19 protein-coding genes are annotated in these 26,249 nt (G+C 44.2%); 9 read left to right on the top strand and 10 right to left on the bottom strand.

From position 1 onward, the window contains the following. Window positions 1-8 precede the first annotated feature (8 nt). Window positions 9-2,309 (top strand): translocation and assembly module lipoprotein TamL, encoded by a 2,301-nt coding sequence (gene tamL, locus KTO58_RS24020; RefSeq protein WP_095836967.1) that lies wholly within the window; start codon window positions 9-11, stop codon window positions 2,307-2,309. A 136-nt stretch (window positions 2,310-2,445) separates the two neighbouring features. Here the strand turns inward: tamL and KTO58_RS24015 are convergent, their stop codons facing one another. Continuing rightward, window positions 2,446-4,179 carry a thiamine pyrophosphate-dependent enzyme gene (locus tag KTO58_RS24015; RefSeq protein WP_095836968.1) on the bottom strand — a complete coding sequence of 578 codons (1,734 nt, stop codon included), beginning with the start codon at window positions 4,177-4,179 and terminating at the stop codon, window positions 2,446-2,448. A gap of 142 nt (window positions 4,180-4,321) precedes the next feature. Here KTO58_RS24015 and KTO58_RS24010 point away from each other — a divergent pair, with 142 nt between their 5' ends. After that, window positions 4,322-4,690 (top strand): septal ring lytic transglycosylase RlpA family protein, encoded by a 369-nt coding sequence (locus KTO58_RS24010; protein ID WP_095836969.1) that lies wholly within the window; start codon window positions 4,322-4,324, stop codon window positions 4,688-4,690. 100 nt (window positions 4,691-4,790) lie between these two features. On the opposite strand, the gene KTO58_RS24005 is transcribed toward KTO58_RS24010, so the two are convergent. The 4 genes from KTO58_RS24005 to KTO58_RS23990 all read right to left on the bottom strand — a co-directional run bounded on the left by KTO58_RS24005 (window position 4,791) and on the right by KTO58_RS23990 (window position 10,792). Continuing rightward, a complete protein-coding gene (locus tag KTO58_RS24005; RefSeq protein ID WP_095841414.1) occupies window positions 4,791-5,342 on the bottom strand; it encodes a type 1 glutamine amidotransferase domain-containing protein in 552 nt (183 codons plus the stop codon). Between the two features lie 41 nt (window positions 5,343-5,383). Next, window positions 5,384-6,997: an FAD-dependent oxidoreductase gene (locus tag KTO58_RS24000; protein WP_095836970.1), complete on the bottom strand. Its 1,614-nt coding sequence runs from the start codon at window positions 6,995-6,997 to the stop codon at window positions 5,384-5,386. Window positions 6,998-7,454: 457 nt separating this feature from the next. Beyond that, the gene (locus tag KTO58_RS23995; RefSeq protein ID WP_095836971.1) at window positions 7,455-9,284 is read right to left on the bottom strand and encodes a cytochrome c peroxidase; all 1,830 of its coding nucleotides are present in this window, start codon (window positions 9,282-9,284) and stop codon (window positions 7,455-7,457) included. A 32-nt stretch (window positions 9,285-9,316) separates the two neighbouring features. Further along, entirely contained in the window at window positions 9,317-10,792 is a 1,476-nt protein-coding gene (locus tag KTO58_RS23990) for a hypothetical protein (RefSeq protein ID WP_198315128.1), read from the bottom strand. 225 nt (window positions 10,793-11,017) lie between these two features. Between KTO58_RS23990 and corA the strand changes: the two genes are divergently transcribed. Continuing rightward, window positions 11,018-12,124 (top strand): magnesium/cobalt transporter CorA, encoded by a 1,107-nt coding sequence (corA, locus tag KTO58_RS23985; protein WP_095836973.1) that lies wholly within the window; start codon window positions 11,018-11,020, stop codon window positions 12,122-12,124. On the opposite strand, the gene KTO58_RS23980 is transcribed toward corA, so the two are convergent. The 3 genes from KTO58_RS23980 to KTO58_RS23970 all read right to left on the bottom strand — a co-directional run bounded on the left by KTO58_RS23980 (window position 12,121) and on the right by KTO58_RS23970 (window position 15,606). Next, on the bottom strand, window positions 12,121-12,759 hold the full coding sequence (locus KTO58_RS23980) for a hypothetical protein (RefSeq protein WP_095836974.1): 639 nt from the start codon (window positions 12,757-12,759) through the stop codon (window positions 12,121-12,123). The genes corA and KTO58_RS23980 overlap by 4 nt on opposite strands. 70 nt (window positions 12,760-12,829) lie before the next feature. Further along, window positions 12,830-13,333: a DUF2480 family protein gene (locus tag KTO58_RS23975; protein ID WP_095836975.1), complete on the bottom strand. Its 504-nt coding sequence runs from the start codon at window positions 13,331-13,333 to the stop codon at window positions 12,830-12,832. 176 nt (window positions 13,334-13,509) lie between these two features. Beyond that, window positions 13,510-15,606, bottom strand: coding sequence for a peptidylprolyl isomerase (locus KTO58_RS23970; RefSeq protein WP_095836976.1), 2,097 nt, complete (start codon window positions 15,604-15,606; stop codon window positions 13,510-13,512). Between the two features lie 767 nt (window positions 15,607-16,373). On the opposite strand from KTO58_RS23970, the gene nadA reads away from it, so the two are divergent. Beyond that, window positions 16,374-17,381, top strand: a complete 1,008-nt coding sequence (nadA, locus tag KTO58_RS23965) for a quinolinate synthase NadA (protein WP_225859896.1) — start codon at window positions 16,374-16,376, stop codon at window positions 17,379-17,381. 2,661 nt (window positions 17,382-20,042) lie between these two features. Here nadA and KTO58_RS23960 read toward each other — a convergent pair. Further along, window positions 20,043-20,279, bottom strand: coding sequence for a FeoA family protein (locus tag KTO58_RS23960; protein WP_095841415.1), 237 nt, complete (start codon window positions 20,277-20,279; stop codon window positions 20,043-20,045). Window positions 20,280-20,442: 163 nt separating this feature from the next. On the opposite strand from KTO58_RS23960, the gene ybeY reads away from it, so the two are divergent. The 3 genes from ybeY to mnmG all read left to right on the top strand — a co-directional run bounded on the left by ybeY (window position 20,443) and on the right by mnmG (window position 23,290). Further along, window positions 20,443-20,868, top strand: a complete 426-nt coding sequence (gene ybeY, locus KTO58_RS23955) for an rRNA maturation RNase YbeY (protein WP_095836979.1) — start codon at window positions 20,443-20,445, stop codon at window positions 20,866-20,868. Between the two features lie 120 nt (window positions 20,869-20,988). Further along, complete coding sequence (locus tag KTO58_RS23950) at window positions 20,989-21,330, top strand: hypothetical protein (protein WP_157752765.1); 342 nt, start codon at window positions 20,989-20,991, stop codon at window positions 21,328-21,330. Window positions 21,331-21,421: 91 nt separating this feature from the next. Beyond that, window positions 21,422-23,290 carry a tRNA uridine-5-carboxymethylaminomethyl(34) synthesis enzyme MnmG gene (mnmG, locus tag KTO58_RS23945; RefSeq protein WP_095836981.1) on the top strand — a complete coding sequence of 623 codons (1,869 nt, stop codon included), beginning with the start codon at window positions 21,422-21,424 and terminating at the stop codon, window positions 23,288-23,290. 48 nt (window positions 23,291-23,338) lie between these two features. Here the strand turns inward: mnmG and KTO58_RS23940 are convergent, their stop codons facing one another. Further along, on the bottom strand, window positions 23,339-23,752 hold the full coding sequence (locus KTO58_RS23940; RefSeq protein WP_095836982.1) for a hypothetical protein: 414 nt from the start codon (window positions 23,750-23,752) through the stop codon (window positions 23,339-23,341). A 533-nt stretch (window positions 23,753-24,285) separates the two neighbouring features. On the opposite strand from KTO58_RS23940, the gene KTO58_RS23935 reads away from it, so the two are divergent. Together KTO58_RS23935 and KTO58_RS23930 are read left to right on the top strand one after the other, a co-directional pair. Further along, the gene (locus tag KTO58_RS23935; protein WP_225859895.1) at window positions 24,286-24,864 is read left to right on the top strand and encodes an RNA polymerase sigma factor; all 579 of its coding nucleotides are present in this window, start codon (window positions 24,286-24,288) and stop codon (window positions 24,862-24,864) included. Beyond that, window positions 24,861-26,234: an outer membrane beta-barrel protein gene (locus KTO58_RS23930; RefSeq protein ID WP_095836984.1), complete on the top strand. Its 1,374-nt coding sequence runs from the start codon at window positions 24,861-24,863 to the stop codon at window positions 26,232-26,234. Before KTO58_RS23935 ends, KTO58_RS23930 begins: the two co-directional genes overlap by 4 nt. The last annotated feature ends 15 nt before the right edge of the window (window positions 26,235-26,249 follow it).

The raw sequence follows: 26,249 nt of genomic DNA, 5'->3' as shown, positions 1-26,249 counted from the left end.
AGCAAGGAATGCGATCTACAACGAAACATATCTCCACTATCCTCCTGACGGCCTGTGCCGCTCTCTTCCTGCATGCGTGCAGTACTACCCGCAGTGTGCCCGAAGGAGACCGCCTGTACACAGGTACTACCGTCAAGTGGGAAGGGAAAAAACCGAAAGATTATTCTTCCCTTAAATCCGGCCTCGACAAGAGGGTACGCCCTGCGCCTAACCGCCGCTTTTTTGGCATGCCCATCAAACTCTGGCTGTATAACCTGGGAAAAGAACCCAAACCAGGTAAAAAGGGACTTAACTACCTCCTGCGTAAAAAGTGGGGAGAGCCGCCTGTACTCCTGAGTCAGGCAAAACCCGATTATACCGCCAACGTGCTGGAGCAATACCTGGTAGACAACGGGTACTTCAAGGGAACCGTAACTTCTGCCATAAAGAACAGCGGGGAAAAGAAAGCAGCTGGTATCTATACGGCTACCCCGGATCAACGTTATTATATCAAAAGCGTCACCTACGAAACCGATAGCAGCGAACTGGGTAAAACAGTGGCACAGACTGCCGTTAACTCCTCCCTGATCGTTAAAAAACCGTATAGCCTCGACAGTGTCAAGGCAGAACGTCAGCGCATACATCTCTGGCTGAAAGAACTGGGCTATTACTATTTCACGCAGGACTACCTGCTAGTAGAAGTAGACAGCACCAACCAGGGCTTTGTGGACCTGTACGTGAAGGTCAAAGAGACGACACCAGGTATCGCGCGGCGCAAATACACCATGAAAAATGTTACCCTGTATCCCAGCTATTCGCTGGAAGCAGATTCCAGCGCTACGACGGGGGACACGGTGGTATATAAAGGACTGAACCTGGTAGATCCGCAGAAAAAGTTCAAACCCGAGGTGTTCGAACGCTCTGTGTTCCTGAAGCCTGATAGTCTTTATCGACTGAGTGCGCATAATATCACCCTGCAAAGGTTGGTGAATCTGGGTACTTTCAAGTTTGTAAGGGGCCAGTTCCGGCCTGTACGCGACAGTAATAAATTGAATGCCAATTTCTACCTGACGCCCTATCCGCGTCGCTCGCTACAGGCGGAGCTAAGGGGTACCTCCAAATCCAACAACTTCGTCGGCTCCGAGATCCGGGTCACGGCCCGTAACCGTAACTGGCTGCACGCAGCTAACTTACTGGAACTGGCACTTTCCGGCGGTATGGAGTGGCAGACAGGTGGCCGCAGCCAACAGGCTAGCACCAATTCTTATAGCCTGAAAGGGGAGCTATCCGTGACCATGCCCAGGTTTTTCATTCCGTTCTTTCAGAACGTCAACCTGCGCACACCTTATGTACCCCGTACGCGTATCAGTGGCAGCTATGAACTGTTCAGCCGGGCTAACCTGTACAACCTGAACGCTTATACCGTACAGCTGCAATACCTCTGGAAAAAATCGGCCTTCCTGGAGCATAACCTGGCCCCCATCGCCATCACCTATGTACTTCCTACCAAAACAACGGCAGCTTACGACAGTATATTAAAGGTAGACCCGGCACAACGTAATGCCATCTCCAAACAGTTCATCCTGGGAAGTAACTATACGATCACCTACAATAATCAATCTGCTGAAAAGATACATGGGTTTTACCTGAGTGGTAATGTAGATGTATCCGGTAACCTGGCTGGTCTTATCGTTCCGAAGAAAGGAGATACCGCCCGCCAGATATTTGGTAATCCTTTCGCCCAGTTTGTTCGCTTTGGAGCAGAAGGCAGACACTATTGGAAACTGAGTAAAGGAATGACCTGGGTGAACCGCCTTTTTGCCGGTTATGGTATCCCTTACGGGAACTCCAAGTCATTGCCTTTTATCAAACAGTATTTTACCGGTGGGAGCAGCAGTATCCGCGCGTTCCGTGCAAGAACCCTGGGACCAGGATCTTATCATAATGATACTACTAACCTGTTCCTCGCCAATGAGGCCGGTGATGTTAAACTGGAATTCAACTCAGAACTAAGGATGCATATCGCGAGCGTGGTGAATGCCGCTGTTTTCGTAGATGCAGGTAATATCTGGCTGCGGAATGAGGTGGATAGTAAGCCCGGCTCTGAGTTTAAAACCAGCCGTTTTACCAGTGAGATAGCAGTAGGTGCCGGAGCTGGTTTACGTATCGACGCATCCATTGTGGTAGTCCGTTTCGACCTGGCATTCCCACTGCGTAAGCCCTGGCTGCCGGAAAAAGAGCGGTGGGTATTTAAAGATATCCGCTTCGGAGATCCTGAATGGAGGAAGGAGAATCTAGTGCTTAATATTGCGATCGGGTATCCGTTCTAATACGTATTTGTACATGTTATTGACAGGGCTGTCTCAAAAGTAATCTGAAGGGCTTGAGTATTGTATATATGAAATTTCTCTCCAAGTACCCGAATAAAATCGGGTAAAAATTATTTTTGAGACAGCCCCCGTCTGCTTATAATACGTCCCGTATATGTTTATAATTGGACTTTACGGCATCAAACACTTCTTCATATCGTCCGCTTAGTATCAGTTTGCCCATCCACAACGCAAATCCTTTCATCTGGCTGAATTCTACCTTAGGAGGCATTGCCAATGAATTAGGATTAGTCCTTACTTCTACCAGCACGGGGCCATCCTGCTTCAGTGCCATTTCCAGCGTACGTTCTACTTCTTCCGGCTGATGAATGGCATAGGAAGTAAAACCCATGACGGCGGCTAGTTTTGCAAAGTCGGGGTTTACCATGTCTGTCTGCCAGTCGGGTAGTCCTGCTACTTCCATTTCCAGTTTTACCATTCCCAGCGACTGATTATTGAATACGATCACTTTGATAGGTAGCTGATATTGGATGATGGTCATCAGGTCGCCCAGCAGCATGCTGATGCCTCCGTCGCCACAGAGCGCGACGACCTGCCGGCTTGGCGCGGCAAGTGCGGCACCTATCGCCTGCGGCATGGCATTCGCCATAGAACCATGATTAAAAGAGCCTAATAACACCCGCTTGCCGGTCGCTTCCAGGTAACGGGCCGTCCATACATTGGTCATGCCCGTATCGACCGTAAAGATGGCATCCCGGGCCGCCAGCTGGCTAATCACCGTAGCGACATATTCCGGGCTGATCGCATTTTCCTTTCCTTTGTCTTCCACATATGCCTGTAGTCGTTGTTTAACTTCCTTATAAAATTCCAGCATCTCCTCCAGGAATTCGCGGGAGGATTGTTCTGTCAGTAAGGGAAGCAGGGCATGTAAGGTATCCTTTACCTGCCCGCAGAGGCCCATCTCGAGTTTAGCCCGTCGTCCCAACCGTTCCGGTTTAATCTCTACCTGTATGATCTTTGCCTTGGCAGGCATGAAAGGTGTGTAAGGGAAGTCCGTTCCCAACAGCAGCAATACCTCTGCTTCATGCATGGCCTTATAAGCAGATGCCAGGCCCAGTAATCCGGTCATTCCTACTTCGTAAGGATTGTCGTACTGGATGCTCATTTTACCACGGAAAGAGTAGGCTACCGGCGCTTTCAGCAAGGCGGCCAGGCGTACTACTTCATCATGTGCATCACTGGCTCCTATGCCGCAGAATATGGCCACTTTCCGGCCTTCCTTTAACAAGCTAGCCAGCTGCTGCAACTCTTCGTCAGACGGGCGGATGACTGGCTGAGGTCTGTACAGGAGAGTGGCTGTTTCAGCCTCTGCAGCCTCGGAAGCAGCCACATCGCCCGGTAATCCCAGCACCGCCACACCCCGCTGGTGAACCGCATGTTGTAAGGCTGCCTGTAACATCCTGGGTAGTTGTTCTGCTGTCGTAGCGATCTGATTATAACAACTACAGTCATCAAACAGCTTTATGGTGTTGGTTTCCTGGAAATAACCCATACCAAATTCTTTGGTGGCACAGGTAGACGCAATCGCCAGTACGGAAGCCCCTGCCCTGTGTGCATCGTATAAGCCATTGATCAGGTGTACGTGTCCCGGCCCGCTACTGCCGGCACAACAAGCCAATCCATTTAATTCTGCTTCCGCACCGGCAGCATAGGCCCCGACTTCCTCATGCCTTACATGTATCCATTTGATCCGTCCGTCTCTGCGAACGGCATCGTTCACATGATTTAAACTATCTCCAGTCACAGCATAGATTCTTTTGATCCCTGCTGCTACCAGCATTTCTACTAATTGCTCTGCTACTGTTGCCATATATTGAGGTTTATTTTTTCCGGAATATGATCTGTTGGCGAATGAATATCTAACGTAGATAACAGCTATTTGTTCATATCTCTCCAATAGCTATCCGATTGAAGAATTATGCCTTATTTTTATCCTAAATTCTCTATCCTGTATGAAGGCATTTTATTTATTTCTCCTGACTATCATCACGTTGCTATGCACCACATCCTGTGCCAGAAAGGTTACCCAAACTGGTAAAGCCTCTTTTTATGCCGATAAGTTCCAGGGTAGACGTACCGCTAATGGGGAAATATTCCGGCAAGGAAGGAAGACGGCGGCACACCGTACCTTACCTTTCGGTACTAAAGTAAAAGTGACTAACCTGGCCAATGGCAGGTCCATCAAAGTGCGCATCAACGATAGGGGGCCATTTGTAGACGGGCGTATTATTGATCTTTCTAAAAAGGCAGCCAGGCAGCTGGGGATGATAAGTACAGGTGTCGCACCAGTAGAAATACGTTATAAAAAGCCTAAAAACTAAAAACGGTCCATGATGTTGTATACACCATGAACCGTTGTTGACTAGAGAAAATATTTATGTAGCTGTTTTGCTCGCCAGCTATTTTTTTCCTACTCTTTTTTTAGGCATGTATGCCCTCCGCGATCTCTTCCACCATTTTCTTACAGAATGCAGGTAAGTCATTGGGATTGCGGCTGGTAACCAGTCCGTTGTCTACCACGACTTCTTCATCTACCCAATCCACCCCGGCATTGATCAGGTCTGTTTTGATAGAAGGGTAGGAGGTCATTCTTTTTCCTTTCAATTCTCCTGTTTCTATCAAGGTCCAAGGGCCGTGACAGATAGCCGCTATGGGTTTGCTGTCGTCAAAAAAGCCCCCTACAAAACTTACTGCATCTGCATTTACGCGAAGGAAATCCGGATTCATTACACCCCCTGGCAATACTAAGGCGTCATAATCCTTTGCATTTGCCTGGTCTATTGTTACATCTACTTCATATTCTCCACCCCAATCCTTTTCTGCCCATGCCTTTACTTTTCCGCTTTTTAACGATACCACTTCTACCTGTGCCCCCGCATTTTTTAATGCTTCCAGCGGTTGTGTAAATTCTGATTCTTCAAAACCATTAGCGACCAGTATTGCCACTTTCTTGTTACTCAATTGCTTTTCCATAACACGTATTTTTTTATGTTGATTAATACTGTTTACTACCATCATTTAATCGCCGGCTCGGGCTCCCTGAAGTATTGCAATGCCTGATTCGCCGGTCCATTAATCACTTTTCCTTCGTAGGTAAAACGGCTCCCGTGACAGGGGCAATCCCAGCTTTTTTCATCATTATTCCATTTCACAATGCATTGCAAATGCGTACAACTTGCTTCTACTACATGTAGCATATGATGTTCGTCTTTATATATACCGTACTTTTTGCCATTCAGTGCGACGATACGACCTTCTCCGACGGGTATGGACGAAAGCGATATTTTCTCTGCATCCCTGGGATATTCGCGCAAATACTCAAAAAAACCACCCGCGAATTCTTTAAGCCAGGTCTTGCCGGATTTAAAGATCTTGGCTCTTGCCGGATCGTATATCGATTCCCAGCGAGGTTTGTTTCCCATAATCATTTCCGGTATCATCAGTCCTGCTATGGTAGCATGTGTCATGCCGTTGCCGGAATCGCCGGTGACGATATATACATTCTCTTTGTCTCCGGGATTACGGCCGATGTATGCCAGTGAATCCATGGGTTCCATTACTTGTCCCGACCATTTAAAAACGATTTCTCCAGTATTGAAACGTGCTCTCATCCATCTCTCCAATAATGCATACCTGTCTTCCTCTGCCACCTGTTGTGCAAACGCTAATCCTGTGGCATGATCTTCCCCGCCGCAGATCAACAGGTCATACTGTTCATTGTAAGGTTGTAGCCGGACATAATGATACGGGGGAATGTCGCTGTTGGCTTTTTTATCACCAGTATCCCACCATAGCGCATCCGGTACACTTCCTTTCGGCACCGGGCTAGCTATTACGTAGGTGCGATAGGCAAACTGCTTCAAGTGGATCGTGTATTTGTTATTTACGGGGGTGTTAGTCGCTATCACTACGTGTTTGGCTTTCACTGCATGCCCTTCTGCTGTTATGATCCCGTTACTGTCTATCTCCGCGGCGTGTGTGCCTGTATAAATCCGGCCGCCCATATTGATCACTGCAGCACAAAGTCCATGCAGATACTTCATTGGATGAAACCTGGCTTGTTCTTCAAATAGGATACCTGGTCCGGTAGGCATTTTTAGTCCAGGAACAGTATCGCACAATGATACCGTAAGTCCCGCATCCTTTGCCGCGATAAACTCCTGTTGAATAATGTCTGTCTGTTCTATCTCGTATTGGAACAAGTATCCAGGTACGCGTTTGAACTCACAATCCAATAACAGTTCCCGGATTGTCGCCTCAATAAAATCTATCGCTGCGTTATGACTGGCGACGATTTCTCTAGTTGTATCCTTACCGAATATCCTTGCTAATTCCATATACCTGTCATCCAGGGCTGCTACCAGGTGTGCAGTGGTACGTCCTGTTTCTCCACTGCCGATACTGCCGTCTTCCACCACTACAACTTTATATCCCAGCTGCGATAACCGGTAAGCGATCGTGATCCCAGCTATACCACCGCCTACAATCACTACATCTGTTTCCTCATGAGTTTGCAACGGTGCATACTCTAATGTCGGCAGCGTTTCCAGCCAGTAGCTGTTGTGCACTCCGGATGTGAGATAACTATCAATACGATTACTATTTACGTTTTGCCTTGCCTCTTCCATAACCTTATTTTTAGGTTGTGCATCTTTGCTCTAAAGAAACAAGCAAAAACAGGTCCTTCGATATGAAAGTCGTTAATCTCCTTGTAAACAGGCGCTTAGGGGTAATTTATCGCAAGTGAAATGGGAATTTTCTTACTCAATACGGGTAGGAATGGTATAAGATGTTTAGTAGAAAAACGATAGAATTGCTATCTAAGGATGGGATCGTTTTTCGTGCAAATAATTTTTTTGTTACGGGACTTGTTTTTTCGGTTTTCAACGCTTTTATTTGCCGCCTCATCCTTCCGTTCGTTTCCCCCTATCAACACCAGTAGCAATTGTCATTTATCATGGCTGCCGGTATTTGTCCTGTCTCCATATCCTACATTCATATTAACCGAAACCACAGCTGCCGTTGAGTCCTTCACGGCAGTTTTTGCCCCATAAAAAAACGTGATTCGTTCGTAAAGGATGTTTCTTAATGTGTGATTTGAGTGGTGTCTGTGAGGGTTCTCATAAAGGAGATGACATCCTGTTGTTCTTGTTGGGAGAGGTGTAAAGCGTCTTTCTGCAATGTCTGTCCTTCGATTGCTATTCCCATTCCGGCGCCGCCGCCGTTATTGTAGAACTCCATTACTTCTTCGAGGGAGCTGAAGGCACCATTATGCATGTAGGGTGCTGTAACGGCTATGTTTCTAAGTGTTGGAGTTTTAAAGGCAAACCGTTGTTGTGGGATATCGTACAGGTTAAACTTCCCCTGATCGGGATCTATCTGTGTTGTATGGGGTGCTGTCGGCACTCCGATGATCTCTGCATCTGCTTTTCTGAAAAATGGCGGGGTTACTCCGCTGAACAAAGGTGTAAAATGGCAGGTGCCACATTTTGCTTTCCCCATAAACAGGTTATATCCTCTGCGTGCGGCGTTATCTATAGCAGCGGTATCTCCGCGCATATAAGCATCAAAAGGACTATTTAATTTCACTTGCGAACGTACATAAGCCGCGATAGCACTTTGCACTTCCCGTGGTGATATTTTTGCCGCTTCAATATTAAAGGCTTTATTAAACAATTCTGGGTAATCAGGTCTTTGTTGTATAACGGTCACTGCCTTTTCAAGCGAACCATTCATTTCTGCTTTGTTATGGACAACCGCATGTACCTGGTCTTCCAGATAAGCTACTCGCTGATCGTAAAAGAGAAATGGCTGCAATGCGGCATTCAGTATGGTCGGCGTGTTCCTCATCTGCGCCTTTTCTCCATGTAGTGCCAACGGTAACGTTTGTCCATCTGTAAATGCCTTCGAGGGTTGGTGACAGGTGGCGCAGGATCGATCTTTGTCTTGCGAAAGAATAGGATCCTGAAACAATTGTTTTCCGAGAGCAACCTGTGCGGGTGTTGCTTGCAGGGTCTGATCCGGTGCAAAAAAAGCCGGATTATAGGCATCCTTCGCAAATGCGTTGGAGGCGGCAGGGTCCAGGAAATAGGGGAGATTATCGTATGGTATCTTCAAAGCCTCTCTTGCCAGTTTTAAATTGACGCTGAGGCGATTCAAATACCGGGTAGTAAAATCAAGTCGGTCAAAGGAGTTGAAATCTTTTTCCTTCCGGAGGAGTTGCTGTGCATCTTCCAGGAGTGTGCTGGTATAATTGGTCAGGGAAGGATTGATCAGTTGCAGACTTGGTACGTAAAAATGCCAGATGGTAGTGATCCCTTTTAACGCTGCCGCAGCTTCCGGAATACTATGTTGCGCGATCGGCGAATCGAATCCACTGATACCCAGCGAGGTAATACGCAATAGTTCCAGTCGCATGGCATCGAACAGCTGGGCATCCGTTGCCTGTAATATTTCTGCGGTCATCTGCAACCTGTTCAGATTGGCTCTGAGTTGTTTTGCCTGTTCCAGCGCCTGCGGTTCGTCTTCCGTTTCCAATGCCGGGAATATCAATTCTTCCAGTACCTGGAATCCCTGTGCATCGATCACTACCTCTTTCTCATCTGCTTCTACTTCAGGTATATTGGGTCCATTGATGAACTTTTCCGTATACGGGTTAAAATGGGCGGTCACCACTTCCAACGCTTTATATTGCAGGCGGGCCTCTTTGAAAGCAGTCTGTATTTGAGATAGTGACTGGTGAGTAGCCAGTGCTTTACATAAATTATCGACACTGCTTTGCAATGCTGTTACCTCATGTTGATACCATTGTTTAGTATTTGATACGGCTTCTTTTCTTCCACCATCTTCATCCAGTAATGTGTAAGAAAATATGGCCAGTAACGTAATCGCTATGATAGTAATACTCTTGTACATGCAGGTAACAGCTCTTTCAGTTAAAAAAATGCTTATCTGGGCAATCCTTTTATCAATACGATCTGACTTGCCTGGTCGTCGCCCTTTGATCTTGCTCCACCATCTGCATTGGTATAACGTTGATTGCCTGTGGCTGCAGTTGTCCAGCTATGTGGTTGCACACTTAATGTGAAGGTGTTTTCCACGCCTATGATATCAGAGATATCTACCAGTGCACCGTATTCCCAGCTTCCTTTTTTTGAGTTAGCGCTACCAAATTTCTGTGCGTCTCCAGGTACATTTCTACGATGGTCCAGTTCAAATACTTTCTTTAATTCTTTTGTGGCGATATTATACTGGTAGATGTAAGCGTCATGGTCTTCTGTGCCATATCCATTGGAATCTTCCTGGATATACACATAGTTCTTTGTTACGCAGATATTATCCGGGTCCTGAAATTCTTTTGCCGGCCCATTGTCGTCATCTCCATCCAATATTACTTCCAGTTTACCTTTTAAAGGGTTGGTTTCGTCGAGTATGAGCCGGTATACACGACCATACATTGTTCGGGAGCCATCTGCATTGTAACCGGATTTATCCTGTCCTGTTGCGGTAAAATAGATCTCACGACCGGCGGCTTTATCTGTTCCTTTGCGATAATCCACATCTTCTACCCGGCCGAATTTTATTGCTTTCAGCTGATCTACCTGTGCACTTACCTGGGCGCCTGTAAGGTCACTGCTATAGTTAACAAACTCTACGTCGTAGGTATTGCCTGTTCTGATATCGGTCTCTCTCTGATTCAGGTCGGTGCGACGCAGCATATACTGTTTTCCATTCTGGAGGTCGCCGACTTTATCGCTTATATACATAAACAGTTGTCCACCGGATGCGGCGTCATCATCTTCTCCAATCAGTATTATGCTCTTGCCTGTATAGGTTTTCTGTGGTAATGGCACGGCGTTTTCGGCACTACGGAAGCCTAGGCCTTTCAGTACATGGCTGCTGCTTACATCATTATAGGTAGCAAAAGGGTCCAGGCCATGTACGTTGGCTTCTTCATTGCTTTCGCCGCAGGTAAGGTACAGCGGGCCAAAGCCATGTTCTTCCGGCATTGCCATGGTAGCCGAGCATAGGCGCCATTGGCCACCATTGGTGTTCATGATATATTCGCCTTTCACTGGTTTGAAAGTCTTGTCCAGTGTGATACGGGACACAGCAAAGTTATCTTCATGGTTGACCAGCATGATATACTTGTCGCCTTGTTTTACCAGCCCGGCTCCATCTGCGGAGCCACCGAAAATAAAGTCTTTACTTTCGGACAGTGTATCATCGCTGCCAATCAAAGCGTATACTTCCGTTCCTTCAAATCCTGTTAGTTTTTTGATCAACGCCGGGGTTTTCGATTGATCTTTGAATGCAATTCCTGTTTCGGGGTTTGTATCCCGGTGATCATTGTTCTTACAGGATAATAGTCCGCATGCAGCCATCAGGCTGAGTAAACAAATTTGCTTCCTTACAGTTAACATGTGTAGGTTTTTACAGGTAATGAAGATACCCGGCCTATGTTATCGCTGGGTTAAGGATACTTTAATTAATTTTTACGCTTATCTGCGCCTGTTTTGCGGCAGGTTTTCCCGGTTTTCCGGGGCAAGGTATCATCTGGCACAATTTTGCCGGATAAACGCCTATAACAGGCCGGTTATGTATATTGTGGTGTTTATTGATTGCAGTGCTTAAATAGTTGTGCTTCCATGTCTAAAAGAAACATTTTACCCATCCCTGAAGTACTGGATGTTTTGAATCCTTTTAAGGTAAAAAAGCAGCGGTTGATGAGTTTCAATCCTGTCACCAGTAATATTTCGCGTAAGGATGCCGAATGCATTACCATTACTGTATTTGACTATGACGGTAAGACCTTTGAAGAGATCAAGGTAACTGAGGTAGAAGATGTTTTTAAGTACCTGGATACTCCCCAAGTGAGCTGGATCAACATCGATGGTATCCGTAAGGAAGCGGTGCATGCTATTTGTATCCGTTATGGTATTCATTACCTGATAGAGGAGGATATACTAAGTATTGGTCAGCGGGCTAAAATGGATGAGATTGGCGACCGGTTGTTTTGTCTGCTACCAATGATATATTTCAATAAAGAAAGTTCTACTATTGAGCAAGAGCAGGTAGGTATTGTACTGGGTAAAAACTTTGTGATTTCTTTCCAGGAAGATCCCCGGCGCGATGTATTCGATCCTGTACGGGAACGTCTGCGCATAGCTGGTTCCCGGTTGCGGATGGCCGGTGCGGACTATCTCTGTTATTCGCTGATAGATATTATTGTCGATAATTACTTCACTGTTATGGAGCGGTTAGGCGAGCGAATTGAATTGATGGAAGACGTTATTCAGCATCAGCCTAATACACGGGCGCTGGCGCGGATCAATTTTCTCAGGAGAGAGCTGGCTTTTTTCAAAAGGGGGGTACTTCCAGTGAGGGACTTGGTCAATGGGTTTCTTAAAACGGAGAGTTCGTTACTCGATGAGCGTACAACCAAGTATTTTAAGGATGTATATGATCACATTGTCCAAGCCAGTGAACTGATAGAGAGTTATCGAGATATGATGCTCAACCTTCAGGAGTTATATCATACGCAACTGAATGTCAAGATGAACGAGGTGATGAAGGTGCTGGCGGTGGTAACGACATTAATGGCGCCTTTGACAGTTATTGCGGGTATATATGGGATGAACTTTGATAATATGCCGGAGCTGCATAGCCCCCATGGTTATTTTATCACACTGGGGGTAATGGTGGTCTTGTTTATACTGATGATCATTGTGTTTAAGAAAAGAGGGTGGTTCTAATGATATGTCCAGTGTGACAGTGTTTGTTGTTTTACATTATATCGCCATAGATCCGGCATCAATTTCCGTTGGTGATCGTAGGTTCCGCCGCCGATAAAAAGGGTACTGTCGTCTATCCATACTTCCTGTTTAATGATTGTAGCGGGACTTGTTGAAAGTATAAGCTGGCGTTCCTTTGTTTGTACGTTTACCAAAGCCACTTCTGTGCCTTTTCCAGCCCTTTGTTCTTTTCCATCTGTATCATTTCCGGTACTTTTTCTATAACTGATCATATCCAGTACATAGCTACTGTCGGGGCTATAAATAAAAAAGGAGTCAAATTCATTGAACTGTTTATCGGACATTATGGTATGGGTCGTGGGGAATCTCAGTTGTGCTGTACCGGTGTAGTACATGCTGTCGGTACTGAATATAAAACGCGTGTTACTATCTATCCAGCTTTTCCACTTGATCAATCTTAGTTCTGTCCATAGTTTTATCGTATCCATCTTTTGGCGATGGGTCAATATACTGTCGGGTTGCTCGATCTTTTTGTTGTGAGAATGAGTACTACCTCCGTTACAACTCTGTAACAACCAGGCAATAAGAGCTACGCCAGTGAAGACACTTCCCGGTTTTTCCTTGATACGGAGCATACCTATTAGCATTAATAGCTTCCTGTTTCCGAATGAGCCTACATATAGGTCGGTAAAATGGCAGGTACATTTACTTTTTCTTGTAGATAGGTACGGTAGAGCAGGGCTCTCCATACATTATGCTTTTCACAACGGGGCGTAGCAGGCGGGTGATCTCTGCATAAGCCAGCTGATCTACTCCTTTATCTCCACAACCTTTGATCACTACGCGTTTATCTTTATATTCCTCCGTGTTGATGCTTCTTAACTTCTCCAAGAACAAGGTATTATGATGTGTATGTTCATCTGCTGCCATAGCTGATTTGGCTATTGGCTCCAGATAAGTCATCACGAGCATATAGGCCCATAACGGGATAACAGCGTCAGCTGTACAAATAATAGAAACGTTTTTGCCGCTATATTGTTCCCAATCATGTGTCTGCATGGCTGCTCTGAAATCCTTTTCTTTCAGGATCAATTCCATAAAAAGGAATGGTTTCAGATCGAATGTGACGAATGTGCCTTCGGGGTAATGATCTTCGAGGTCCAGGGTTTGTAATGCACTCTGTGCCACTTTATTTATGATCTCTTCCATGATTTTCAATGTTTAGTATATATGTATATTCTTCACAGCATCTTTGTCATTTACACATTATAACAAATTTACGAAATCCGGCCTTCATGGAATACCGGCTTTAGGGTGGTGTAGGCCCCTAAAAAGAAAAAAGGCTATCCGGCATCGGATAGCCTTTTTTCTTTGTCAATTATTTATTAGAAGAACTTGGCGCGGTTGTCTTGTACTTTGCTCAGTTTCTTCAGCACTTCGAACAGTTGTTGATCTAACAGGGACTTGATACCTTGCTCATAAGCTGCGCGCAGGGTAGCAACGTCTTGTTGTGCTTGTGTAGGTTGGTAAGCGTCTACTTTGATCACGTATACGCCGGCATTGCCTTCGATCGGAGCGGAAGTTTTTCCTACACCCCATTTCTTGCTGAAAGCGGCGCCTGTTACGCGAGGTTCAAAGCCCATAGCGGGGATGAAAGGAGATGCGAAGTTTACGCCTTCTGCTTTGAGGATGGGTTGGTTACTGGATTTAGCAGCAGCATCCAGGCTGGCGGGCTCTTTCAGTTGTGCGATGATCTTTTCCGCTTTTTTAAGCTTTCTTACTTCTGCTTCTACCTGTGGGCGAACTTCGTCCAGTGGCGCAGTACCTTCTTCACGGCTACCGCTGATTACGGCTACTACGTGTTTGTCATCGAAAGAGAATACTTTACTTACGGCGCCTTTTTTACCTTCATATGCCCAACGAACGAGGTCGCGTGCCTGGCCTACACCAGGTATTACGAAGTCCATGGGGCGGATGTTATCTGCCAGGCGTTTAGCATATCCTTTTTCCTGTACTTTTTTATCGAAGGAACCCTGATCTTTTACGGCGGCAGCGAATTCGCTGGCGGCAGCATATGCCTTACTGTCAGTTTCTTTGCTTGCGTCTACTGGGCGACCCAGGTAAGCTACCCGGATAGCGGGGCCAAAGTTTTTCTGATCCAGTATTTCAATCAGGTGGTAGCCGAATTGTGTTTTCACTACTTTACGTTGACCTTTTGTTCCTTCGAGTGCGAAGTTTTTGAATTCTGGAACGAAGGAAGAACTAGGTGTTACATCGTATTCTCCTCCATTGGTTTTGCTACCAGGATCGTCAGAGAATTTTTCCACCATTGTTTTGAAGTCAGCACCACCTTTGATGGCAACATCGATGCTGTCGATGCGGATCTTGGCGATGGAGTCGGTTAATCCTGGTTTAGTAGCTACTAATATGTGGCGTACTTTAACGCTATCGGGTAATGTCTTACGATCTAACATTTTCGCATATACGATAAGATTATTATCAGCGTAAGGTCCGAATGTTTGTCCTATAGCCAGTGCAGCGATCGTATCTTTCTGAGGTACCATCAGTGCGGACTTTGACACATATCCGTCAAAATATTTGATTTCTGAATTGAGGTTCAGGAATGACTGGATATCTTTTGTGGTATCCATTTCAGCCTTCAGTTCATTCAGTTGTTTGAGTGCCATTGCAGAATCTGTTGCGGAAGGCAGTGCATCGAAAGCAACATATTCTATTTTACGCGCTTCTTCTGTTTTGAAGAGCGGTTTATGGTCCTGGATGAATTTGTTCAATTCATTATCGGTCACTTTGATTGTTGAATCAGCGATCGTTGCATAGGGAACGCTTACATAAGATATAGCAGCTGTTTGGCTGTTATCTTTCTGTTGTTGTTCTGCTAACCACTTAGGATAATATACGCCTTGTCTTACGAGGGTAATATATTTCTGTTGTTGTTGTTGTTTGGCGATTGCTTCTTCGAGTTGTTGTAGTGCGTCACGCATTCTACCGGATTGATCCTGGCCTACGTTCTGCAGGGCCTGTTGCATCAGTGCTCTGTCAAATTGACCGGTTTCGGGATTGGTAAATTGTTGTACAACGATCGGATTGGGATTTTTGCCGTTGAATTGGTCTACTACTTCTGCTTCAGTTACTTGCAGACCCAGTTTAGCATATTCGTCTACCATGATCTGTTCGGTCAGGAACTGGTTCCAAACCTGCTCGCGGATATATTGACGTGTTTGTTCATCGATATTTCCGTTCGGCATTTGTGACCGGGCGCCGTTCTCCGCATTTTGAATACGCTGTTGATATTCAGCGAAATCCAGTGCTTCACCGTTTACTTTTCCCACTGAAGTGGAGCGACTGCCTATAGAGTTCCTACCAAAAAAGGCATCTTGAAGAAGGAAACTAACAATAGCCAGGCAAATCACTACAACGATCACTACGGCATATTTGTCCCTGATCTTTTGAATAACTGACATAATATTATATAGTATAAATTTTTAAGGAAAGCAAAAATAGAATAAAATAACTGTAACTGCAAAATAGGTTTTTTTGGCATCAAATCCAATACAGTAAAGGATTTCAAGAAGTAGAACCTGCTTTCCGTCAGGTCATATTTCACAGGTTATCCACAAAGCTGCTCTGTTGGTTGATAGGTAAATTTACTAATTTCAATGTACCTTTTTGCTATAAGGAGCAAATATTTGGGCATTTTTCGACGGTGTAGGTACCTGGGTGCTTATTCACAAAACTGAAAAATGTTAATTTCTTCATTCACACCCCAAATGTGTATAAAAACTATTTACAGGCTATTACAGCTCTTTAAAACGTCGGTGGTGTTTTGAAGCAATTTTTTCCACATTGGCTGTGTAAAAGCCCTAGATAAATCAGAAAACAGGTGGGAAAACCTACCCTCATGAAGAGGGAAAACTAATTTTGTTATTCCCACAGAAATCATTTCCGCTCAAAAACCGGATTTGCTGTGAATAGTTCCGCCCAACTGTTAACACTTTTTTAATATAGCTCCTGACTAAAAGATTTTCACGTTCCCCGATATCCACCTATGTGGAATACTATATAGAAAGTCAATATTGGCGGGATTTTAGCGTGTTAATTTCCTGTGGATAGCCTAGCTCAGAAGAATAACAACTACATTTGTACACGGGCTAAAAATTTAATTTCCACATATTCACGGCCCTAATAGTAGTGGGTTTTTCTTTTTAAATAAATAAATAGATATATAATTATGATTAGGGAGCTGACCAACGCAAAAAAAAATTTGCAGCGTAATGGTTTTTTGGATATACCTATTGACGTCAACCTGGACCTCTTCGCTGAAATTGAAAGGCTGAAAAAAGAGAAGAATGCTATCGTCCTGGCGCACTATTATCAGGAACCGGATATTCAGGATGTAGCGGATTACATTGGAGACAGTCTTGGACTTAGTCAGCAAGCCGCCAAAACTGATGCGGATATTATAGTTTTTGCCGGCGTACACTTTATGGCGGAGACGGCTAAGATCCTCAGTCCTCAGAAAAAAGTGTTGTTACCCGATCTGAAAGCTGGCTGTTCACTGGCAGACAGTGCTCCACCTGAATTATTCCGGAAGTTTAAGGAAAAGTATCCTGATCACCTGGTGATTTCTTACATCAACTGTTCTGCCGGTATCAAGGCACTCAGTGATATTATTTGTACTTCTTCGAATGCAGAAAAAATAATTGAAAGTGTTCCGAAAGACCAGCCTATCATTTTTGCACCTGACAGAAACCTGGGTGCATACCTGATGAAAAAGACGGGCCGGGAAATGAAGTTGTGGAACGGTGCCTGCATGGTACATGAGATATTCTCTCTTGAGAAGATTCTGAAATTGAAAGTGAGACATCCTTATGCGAAGGTGATTGCACATCCGGAATGTGAGCAGGCGGTTTTGGATGTTGCTGACTACATCGGTTCCACGACGGGTTTGCTGAAATTTACGCAAAGGGATAGTGCGAAGGAATATATCGTTGTGACCGAAACGGGAATTCTGCACCAGATGCAGAAAGAGAATCCAGACAAGACTTACATTCCAGCTCCACCTAACAATGCCTGTGCTTGCAATGATTGTCCGCACATGAAATTGAACACGCTGGAGAAACTATATCTCTGTATGGAGTACGAAGAACCTGAGATTACGATGGATGAGACTTTGCGTATAGCAGCCAGGAAACCTATTGAGCGCATGTTAGAAATAAGCGCCCAAGCGGGATTGTAATTAACTAATTGATTTTCAATTAGTTGTAAAGTATTAATATAGTTAGTATCGACCAATAAAGGCATCAAACCCTCCAGGAGTGCAGTATTTCTGCCAATACCTGGAGGGTTTTTTATTTATTCAATTCTCAGCGCCTGACCAGCGAGCTGAGAGTGAAATAGTTTTTTTCGGCAACGGTATTACCAGGACTATTCAATTCTGGTACATTACGAGACAGATTTAGCGAATGAAGTTACGATATATTTTGCGCTATTCCCTACTGGAAGCGGACTTTATCTTTGGTTAGGCTGTATGCTATGAGCGCTTTTACAGTTTTGTTAACCCATCTATTCCTTTCATTACTTCAAAAAATAAATTCTCAGCGCTTTAACAAGGCGATGAGAGTGCGATATTTTTATAAAATCAGTGGGTTAGTCTGATTACGCCATGAATATTTAATTCTCAGCACTTTTAGAAGGCGCTGAGATTTCAATATTTGGTTAATTGCTGATGAAGGTATAGGATATCTGATTTTTGGCTAATTCTCGCGGCATTATTAACACGCTGAGGATTGCTTATTTTGATTTCGTGTTGATAGTAACCACGGACAACACAATATGGGTCAATTCTCATTGGCTTGTTCAGGCGCTGAGAATTGAATATTTTCCCGATTACTTGCTGCGAGGCGGATCAAGCCTATCTATGGAAATCTCAGCTGCTCGTTAAAACGCTGAGATTTTAAAATTTTTTTTTGCTTTACCCTAGTATTACAAATATGATCTGTAAAGCGATCTGAAAATGTTGCTTCAAATTTTTTTAGCGTGCTGAAGCAATGATATGTGAATGGCGTAAAAACTTTCCTTCTGAAGTATGGGATCTGCTAAAATCTTTTTGCTCATTCTCGCTGGCTAATAAGGGCGCTGAGAATTGAATATTTATTTCCGGTGGCTGTTTGTATCACTAATTTTACATTGTAGCAATCTCAGCGTCTTCTTAAAGCGCTGAGATTTTAAAATTTCTACTTTTTCCTACTATCTACCAACGAGGATAATAATAAGCGATTGTCAGCGGGCTTTTTAAGCGCTCAGAATCGAATATATTCCTATGCTCCTTCCCCTATGCCAGGAAAATGTTTTTCGCGCGTTTTTGAGCCTTTTTACAAAGGCTTGAGATTTCAATTCTGCTTATTTTCTCCTGGTCACCCCGGGAGTTTATTGTTGGTACTATTTTAATAGCACATACAGGGCTTTGAGAATGGCTTATTTTATTTGTTCTTTGGGTATGTCCATAAAATGATATCGCATGCGAACCTCCTGAGGTGATAGAGGCGCTTAGAAATAAAAATTTTTTTTGTTTCTATACACAGCGCGAAAACTGTATTTACGCTTGATCCTCGCCGGATAAGAAGAGCGCTGAGCATTGAATATTTTAAAACTCACCTGCAACTGTTTTTATATTTATTACCAGGGATAATCTCAGCGCGTTATTTAAGCCCTGAGAATTGAACGGAGGTCGTTTTAACTAAGTTGTATTCAGTGGAAGGGTTTGACGGAATTCTCCCTTGGTTTGCCAAGGGCTGAGATTATGCTGAAAGTTTATTCGCTTGATACATCCCCGGATATGTGTTTCGGGAAACAAACTGGGAGGCGACTACTATCGCCTGAGAATTGTGTGGATGTTTTTTGCCGAGGTATGTACGGAGATATCCAAAAGCAGTTAAGGAGCAGGCATTTACAAAGAGCGGAGAATATCAAATTTCTATAAACACAAGGGGTAGGGCAGGATGAAGGTATTCCGCCAGGGCCAGCAGGCATAGTAGGAAGGCTGAGAATGGATTATTTATTGGTATTTGGAGGTGTAGGAGGTTCTGTTGATATCAGCGAAAGGAGGGGAGATGAGCTTACTATATCCAATAAAGTACGGAGCCAGGTAGCAGGCGATAAAAGCTGAGGAGCGAATTTTAATGTGTTTGACCGGGAGAGAACCAAGGTGTTGACGGAGCAAGTTGAGAGTGTTTGGCGGGTAAGGATTGAATTCGATTTAATCGCATGGAGACGTACCTGGTGATTCGGTGAAGGCACTGATAGGAATAACGAATTCGGATTTGGATCTGTGCAAGTGGATATTTGTTTGTGATAAAGTTGATGAGAGAGGATTTGGACCGATTACCTGGAATGCATACACTTAATGATTTTGGGAAGCAATGTAAGAAGGAGTACAGTCAATTAATATCTGCAGGTGTGCTTGTATGGGTGAGAAGAATGACATTTAATTGTGTGGAGGGTATGCATTTCATTGTCTACACGTGTGCTTGTATAAAGGCTTGTATGGGTGAGAAGGATGGCTTTAATGTGTGGAGGGTATGCATTTTATTGTCTACACGTGTGCTTGTATAAAGGCTTGTATGGGTGAGAAGGATGGCTTTTAATGTGTGGAGGGTATATATTTTTTATTGTCTACACGTGTACTTGTATAAAGGGGGCCTGGGGGGAAGGGTAGATTCCAATGCGAGAAGTGTGTGCATCTTATAGTTTTTGGATAGGAAGGAGTTGTTTGATGTCTTTTAATGCGCTGGAGACTGGGAGTCTGGTGGATGTAATACGATAAAGGGGGCGGTATATTGATTTTGTTGGATACAGTGATCACAATAGAGGTGGAGGCATGGCGGCAAAAAGAGGAACTTTAAATTTCCTCTACCCAAATATGATCGGCTTCTGTTTTTCGGAGGGACAGATTGTATCCTGCTACCATGATAGATATTGGGTCTCCCAGGGGGGCAATTTTTTCGATCTTAACGGTTTCGCCTGGCACACATCCCATTTCCATGAGTTTAATATGCAGATCGTCTTTTTCAAATTCTATTATAACTGCGCTTCTACCTGTGCTTAATGCAGAAAGTTTGATCATTTCTTTTTTCATGTACCTACGATTAATCGTGATGAACTTTGCCATTCGTTTTCGGGAGACTTGCAATGGAATAATGAACAAAGGTATCTGTCCGGTGGCAATTGGCCAAACACGGAGGTGCTGTAAACCAAAATTTCACTATACTTTTACATCTTTATTACGGATAGCGAGAAACATGGCGATTAACTTTATAGCACATGAGATTAAATTAGATCTCAGGAACAAGACCAGGTTAAAGTCCTTTTTAAAGGATCTATTTGCTGCAGAACAACAGGGATTATCTGGGCTACAGTATATCTTTTGTTCTGATGATTATTTGTTGGAGATCAATCAATCTTTTTTGCAACATGATACGTATACTGATATAGTGACTTTTGAGATGAGTGATGATCCTGCTATTACGGAGGGGGAGGTTTATGTGAGTGTGGATCGGGTAAAGGATAATGCGGAAAAATATGGGGTATCTCCGGAGCAGGAATTACACCGCGTTATTTTTCACGGTGCATTACATCTTTGTGGTTTCAAGGATAAAACGAAAAAAGAGGCGTCGTTGATGAGAGAAAAAGAAGAAGAATATCTTCAAAAATATTTTTCCAAGTAAATGTTCCACGTGGAACATCACATTTGCCAACGGAGTTTTTATACCGTTTCCCATTATTAGTTCCAGTTTTTTATGATACTGTCTATGCCAATGAGGGTAATTACCTACCTACTACTTTTTATGTTGCTGCTTGCCGGCATGCATGCGCTGATCCTTTTATTGATCTGCTGGTTTATTACTTTACCATTAGGTTGGATGGTCTGGGGAACTATTGGATTTCTCCTGATCAACTTGGCCGGTGTGAAATGGAGTTGTGCACTTTTGTCTAAGTGGTCTATGCAAATGAATGGGTTAGGGTATACCTTTTTACCGGTGGTTGCTATGGGTTGTAGTTTGTTAGGAAGTGCCTTTCTTTATCGTTACCTGCTATCTGCTCCTGGGCAATTTTTGTGGGCGATTTGTTTGTACATCATATTGGCGGGAGGCACCTGTGCCTTTTTGATCTACCAACGCAAACAGTAAATTCAAATGTTCCACGTGGAACATTCATCAAATGGAATAGCGCCTGATTTTTCCTTGCTTCTCTGTAACTTTGCAGTTCGATTTATAAATTATGTTTCCTTCTTACGATGTAATTGTGGTAGGCGCCGGTCATGCCGGTTGCGAGGCAGCGGCTGCTGCTGCCAATATGGGCTCCAAAGTATTGTTGGTGACCATGAATATGCAGACTATCGCGCAGATGAGCTGCAACCCTGCTATGGGTGGAATCGCTAAAGGACAGATAGTTCGGGAGATAGATGCTTTGGGAGGATATTCCGGTATTGTCACTGACCAATCCATGATACAGTTCCGTATGCTGAATCTTTCAAAAGGTCCTGCGATGTGGAGCCCCCGTACCCAGAATGACCGGATGTTATTTGCTGCCAAGTGGAGAGAGGCGTTGGAGCGGACATCGAATGTGGATTTTTATCAGGACATGGTAAAAGGACTGTTGGTAAAAGATGGAAGCTGTTGCGGGGTGATCACCGGGCTTGGACATGAGATCAAATCAAAAGCGGTGGTACTGACCAATGGTACTTTTCTTAATGGTGTGATCCATATCGGTGATAAAAGATTTGGCGGGGGCCGGGTGGCGGAAACCGCGGCCACCGGTATAACGGAACAACTGGTTTCCCTGGGTTTTGAAAGTGATCGTCTTAAAACGGGAACGCCTCCCAGGGTAGATGGACGGAGTCTGGATTATTCCCGGATGGAAGAACAGAAAGGGGACGATATCATCACCGGGTTCTCTTACCTGGATGTAGAAAAAATAAAACCTTCCCAGCAGAGAAGCTGCTATATCACCTATACCAGCGAAGCGGTACATGAGATGCTTCGGACGGGGTTTGACCGTAGCCCTATGTTCCAAGGCAGGATACAGGGAGTAGGCCCCAGGTATTGTCCAAGTATTGAAGATAAGATCAATCGTTTTGCAGAAAGGGACCGGCACCAGCTGTTTGTAGAACCGGAAGGCTGGAACACGGAAGAAATATATGTGAACGGTTTTTCTACTTCCCTGCCGGAGGATGTACAGATGAAGGCATTGAAGATGGTGCCTGGTTTTGAGAACGTGAAGATGTTCCGTCCCGGGTATGCTATCGAGTATGATTACTTCCCACCTACCCAGCTGAAGTTTACCCTTGAGACCAAACAAATAGCATATCTCTATTTTGCCGGGCAGATAAATGGTACTACCGGGTATGAAGAAGCTGCCTGTCAGGGTCTCATGGCGGGGATGAATGCCCACCTGAAAGTGAACGGACAGGAACCTTTTATTCTGAAAAGGAGTGAAGCTTACATAGGGGTATTGATCGATGATCTGATCAATAAGGGTACAGATGAACCTTACCGTATGTTTACTTCGAGGGCTGAATTCAGGACTTTGCTTAGGCAGGACAATGCGGATCTGCGACTCACGGAGAAAAGTTACCGCCTGGGGCTGGCTTCAGAAGAAAGGGCGCGTCGTGTAGAGGAGAAAGGGAGTGGAGTAGCTGCCATTAAAAAAATACTGAAGGAGTTGCCTATTGATCCGGAGGATATTAATCACCTGTTGCAGGAAAAAAATTCTGCTCTCCTGGTACAAAGACAAAGAGCTTTCCAGCTGTTGTTACGTCCTGGAATGGATATTTTCTCTATGATGCAAAAGGTAGACAAGATTGGAAATGCCTTGAAGGGATATGACCGGGAGATACTGGAACAAGCAGAGATCCAGGTGAAGTATGATGTCTATATAGAGAAGGAGCAGGAGTTGGTTCAGAAGATGAGTCAACTGGAAGATCTGATTATTCCAGATAGTTTTGATTATGGTAAACTGGTATCGCTGAGTGCAGAGGCCAGACAAAAATTCAACAAAATACGTCCCCGTACATTAGGGCAGGCCAGCAGGATCAGCGGTGTAAATCCCAGTGATGTACAGATACTCATGGTGTACATGGGACGATAAAAAATAAGCCAAATAAAAAGCGCCGGTCTGATTTCAGACCGGCGCTTTTTATTTGGCAGCGAAACAGTCCAATATCTCTATTGTCAGCCTGGTCAGTTCAGGTAATGTAGATAGCTGGAGTTCGGCAATATTTAGTCCGACGATTGCGGCTGCATACCAGACGGGATAACTGGTACTGCCTGGCATAAGCGCCCAGATCAATGGACTATATACACTCATGCCATCGTTGGGCAGTTTTTGCTGTAATTTCTTTTGGTATGATTCGTAGTGTGGGGAGGGGGGATGATCTGTGGTAAGTTGTTTGATCAATTGCAGGGCACCTTTACCCAGTTCATCCAGGTGGTTACCGGTGAGCAAGCAAAAGTTATAAGTGATCATCCGTTGTTGTTTTTCTGTGAGTGGTCGAACTTTTGTATTAAAGAGTTCCCAATATTCTTTAGATCCTTCCGGGTTATTATTCATGCAATTTGGTTTACGGATATGGCGGTCATTAGTTGTAATGTTCCACTTTACAAGTTTAACTTATTCGGGGATGATTAGAGAACCGGGATTTGATTATTGTTTGATCTAGTGGTGAAACGGTTTGTATATGAAATGGCCTTCAGCTAACACAAATACAATTTGGAAAACCCGTAGATATTGTAGACTTTTAAATCTGAAAAACTTAGACCCTATTTGTATCAATTACCAAAGCAAGTCACAACAATCATTTTTATTGTTCAAACATCACTTTTTCGACGCATCTCTTAAAAAAACAGCTCTCAGAAAGGCGGTAAAATTTGCCGAACGCCACCCGGTTAATACCATTCATCCAAAAGGAGAAAGGTGTCCTTAAATTGGCTAAAACGCCTGAATTTGACGATTTGTCAAAAAGTGAAAAAAATTTTTTCTTCAGGCAACTGTTTATGGACGGCTTCCGTACTCACTGAGGTGCAAAAAGAAATTCGATATTAAACTCGAACATGAACAACCAAATCCGGATATCAGGATAATTTGTGCAGGACCTAACAAATATAATAGCAGGTTGCCGGAAGCAAAACCGAAGCAGCCAGGAAGAGTTATACCGGCAATTCTTTGGATATGCCATGAGCATCTGTTTGCGCTATTCACATCATAGAGAAGAAGCTATTGAGATACTCAATGATGGATTTCTAAAAATATTCCAGCATATTGATACTTTTGATATGAATCGTCCATTCAAAAGTTGGCTGGGCAGGATCATGGTCAACACTTCCATAGATTTTCTGCGAACTAAAAAGAAACTGGCTTTTACGGAAGATATTTCCCAGACTTATGAAATAGGGGTAGATGACAAGACGCTAGATAAATTATCTTACGAAGAATTGCTGCTGCTGATACAATCATTACCACCGGGCTACCGGGCGGTGTTTAATCTATACATTATGGAGGGGTATCAACATCATGAGATAGCAGAAATATTAGGTATCTCTGAAGGGACGTCCAAATCCAATCTATTTAAAGCAAAGAAGATATTGAAGGATCGGATTACCGAAACAGCTGCTTATACCGCATTTAATAACGAAGACATGGGGAGGCTTACCGACAGGAAATGAAAGATGCTTTTGAAAATAAGATCCGTGAGAAGCTAGAAAAGGCAGAGCAGGAATCATTTGATCCCATTGCCTGGGAGAAGATGAAAGCCCAACTCGATGCTACTGGCGATGATGACAAAACCGGCGCCTTTTGGTGGTGGTGGATACCTGTGCTTGTACTTCTGCTGGCAGGTGGTATTTTCATCTGGCCGGGCGGCATCCTATTAAATAAACATAGCTCAACGCCTGTCGCTGCTCAATTGTCTGTATCTGATAAACATCCTTCATCTGCTACTTCTCTCCCCCTTACAAAAGATAGAAACGATCATTCAACGCAGAAAAATATATCCCGTACGTCAGCGTATAGTAATACAGGTAGTGATTTGATTCTTGGTAATGGAAATAATGGAAAGGTGGACGACCCTAGTATTTCATCTGGTGCTCATCATGGTCAGCAACAGGCTATTACCACCAGCATCACACCGGCGAAAAAAGGAATATCCACTGCTTCAACTGTGCCTGGACACCGGCCACCTGTATTAGCAGCTGTGAGTGGTCAGCACCAGGCTACTGCTTCACCTTCGGAGGGGGCGCAGATACCGGAATATTCGCAAACGAATACTACCGTTGTTCCCAATACTGCCGCAATACCGAATACCATACAAGCGATTGCTTCCCTGTTCCCACAAGAACCGGAGATCGCTACCGGTCTTACGCTGCAACGGCCTACGGCAATGCCTGTAAAGGAAACGACGACAGTAGTGATTGCCGGCAATAAATCCCGTAAGGAGCCGCAAGTGAAGGGGATTGGTGTAGGGTTATCATTGGGAGCGGATTATAATAGTGCACCCTCTCTGAAATATGGAAAGATCAAACCTAATTTTGGATTGTCTGTCAACTATTATTTTAACAATCGCTGGTCTGTTTCCACAGGTTTGGTGTACAGTAAGAAATCGTATGGTGCGACGCCATCTGACTATAAACTGCTAAAAAAATTACCCCCGCCCAGTTCTCCTTATTACGTAGTTAAAAAGGTAGATGCGGATTGTATTGTACTGGATGTGCCGATCAATGTAAATTACACTTTTGCGGAAAAGAACCGGCATCGCTGGACTGCTACGGCAGGCCTTTCCAGTTATTTTATGATCAGGGAGAACTATTGCTACATATATGCCTGGGCTACTCCCAAAGAGATAGAACTGAATAACAAAAACCAGCATTACTTATCCATACTTAACCTCGGTATTACCTATCAGTATTCATTAGGCAAACACACCACACTCGGACTCCAGCCTTACGCCAAAATACCATTACGCCCCATTGGTTTTGGTGAAATCAACCTGTTCAGTGCGGGTGCGGCTATTCAACTCAACTTACACGGAAGGAGATAACAACGTTGTATTTCC

This window comes from Chitinophaga pendula, assembly GCF_020386615.1.
Taxonomy (GTDB): domain Bacteria; phylum Bacteroidota; class Bacteroidia; order Chitinophagales; family Chitinophagaceae; genus Chitinophaga; species Chitinophaga pendula.
The sequence above is the reverse complement of the archived record's forward strand: the minus strand, read 5'-3'. Positions and strand labels throughout refer to the sequence as shown.

What these genes read in the sequence shown, in the direction of transcription:
- mnmG (WP_095836981.1), top strand. Translation starts at nt 21,422, where the DNA reads ATGTTTCCTTCTTACGATGTAATTGTGGTAGGCGCCGGTCATGCCGGT.
- KTO58_RS23995 (WP_095836971.1), bottom strand. Translation starts at nt 9,284, where the DNA reads ATGTACAAGAGTATTACTATCATAGCGATTACGTTACTGGCCATATTT.
- KTO58_RS24010 (WP_095836969.1), top strand. Translation starts at nt 4,322, where the DNA reads ATGAAGGCATTTTATTTATTTCTCCTGACTATCATCACGTTGCTATGC.
- KTO58_RS24015 (WP_095836968.1), bottom strand. Translation starts at nt 4,179, where the DNA reads ATGGCAACAGTAGCAGAGCAATTAGTAGAAATGCTGGTAGCAGCAGGG.
- KTO58_RS23970 (WP_095836976.1), bottom strand. Translation starts at nt 15,606, where the DNA reads ATGTCAGTTATTCAAAAGATCAGGGACAAATATGCCGTAGTGATCGTT.
- KTO58_RS24000 (WP_095836970.1), bottom strand. Translation starts at nt 6,997, where the DNA reads ATGGAAGAGGCAAGGCAAAACGTAAATAGTAATCGTATTGATAGTTAT.
- ybeY (WP_095836979.1), top strand. Translation starts at nt 20,443, where the DNA reads ATGGCGATTAACTTTATAGCACATGAGATTAAATTAGATCTCAGGAAC.
- KTO58_RS23930 (WP_095836984.1), top strand. Translation starts at nt 24,861, where the DNA reads ATGAAAGATGCTTTTGAAAATAAGATCCGTGAGAAGCTAGAAAAGGCA.
- KTO58_RS23960 (WP_095841415.1), bottom strand. Translation starts at nt 20,279, where the DNA reads ATGAAAAAAGAAATGATCAAACTTTCTGCATTAAGCACAGGTAGAAGC.
- KTO58_RS23980 (WP_095836974.1), bottom strand. Translation starts at nt 12,759, where the DNA reads ATGCTCCGTATCAAGGAAAAACCGGGAAGTGTCTTCACTGGCGTAGCT.
- corA (WP_095836973.1), top strand. Translation starts at nt 11,018, where the DNA reads ATGTCTAAAAGAAACATTTTACCCATCCCTGAAGTACTGGATGTTTTG.
- KTO58_RS23940 (WP_095836982.1), bottom strand. Translation starts at nt 23,752, where the DNA reads ATGAATAATAACCCGGAAGGATCTAAAGAATATTGGGAACTCTTTAAT.
- KTO58_RS23990 (WP_198315128.1), bottom strand. Translation starts at nt 10,792, where the DNA reads ATGTTAACTGTAAGGAAGCAAATTTGTTTACTCAGCCTGATGGCTGCA.
- nadA (WP_225859896.1), top strand. Translation starts at nt 16,374, where the DNA reads ATGATTAGGGAGCTGACCAACGCAAAAAAAAATTTGCAGCGTAATGGT.
- KTO58_RS23975 (WP_095836975.1), bottom strand. Translation starts at nt 13,333, where the DNA reads ATGGAAGAGATCATAAATAAAGTGGCACAGAGTGCATTACAAACCCTG.
- KTO58_RS24005 (WP_095841414.1), bottom strand. Translation starts at nt 5,342, where the DNA reads ATGGAAAAGCAATTGAGTAACAAGAAAGTGGCAATACTGGTCGCTAAT.
- KTO58_RS23950 (WP_157752765.1), top strand. Translation starts at nt 20,989, where the DNA reads ATGTTGCTGCTTGCCGGCATGCATGCGCTGATCCTTTTATTGATCTGC.
- tamL (WP_095836967.1), top strand. Translation starts at nt 9, where the DNA reads ATGCGATCTACAACGAAACATATCTCCACTATCCTCCTGACGGCCTGT.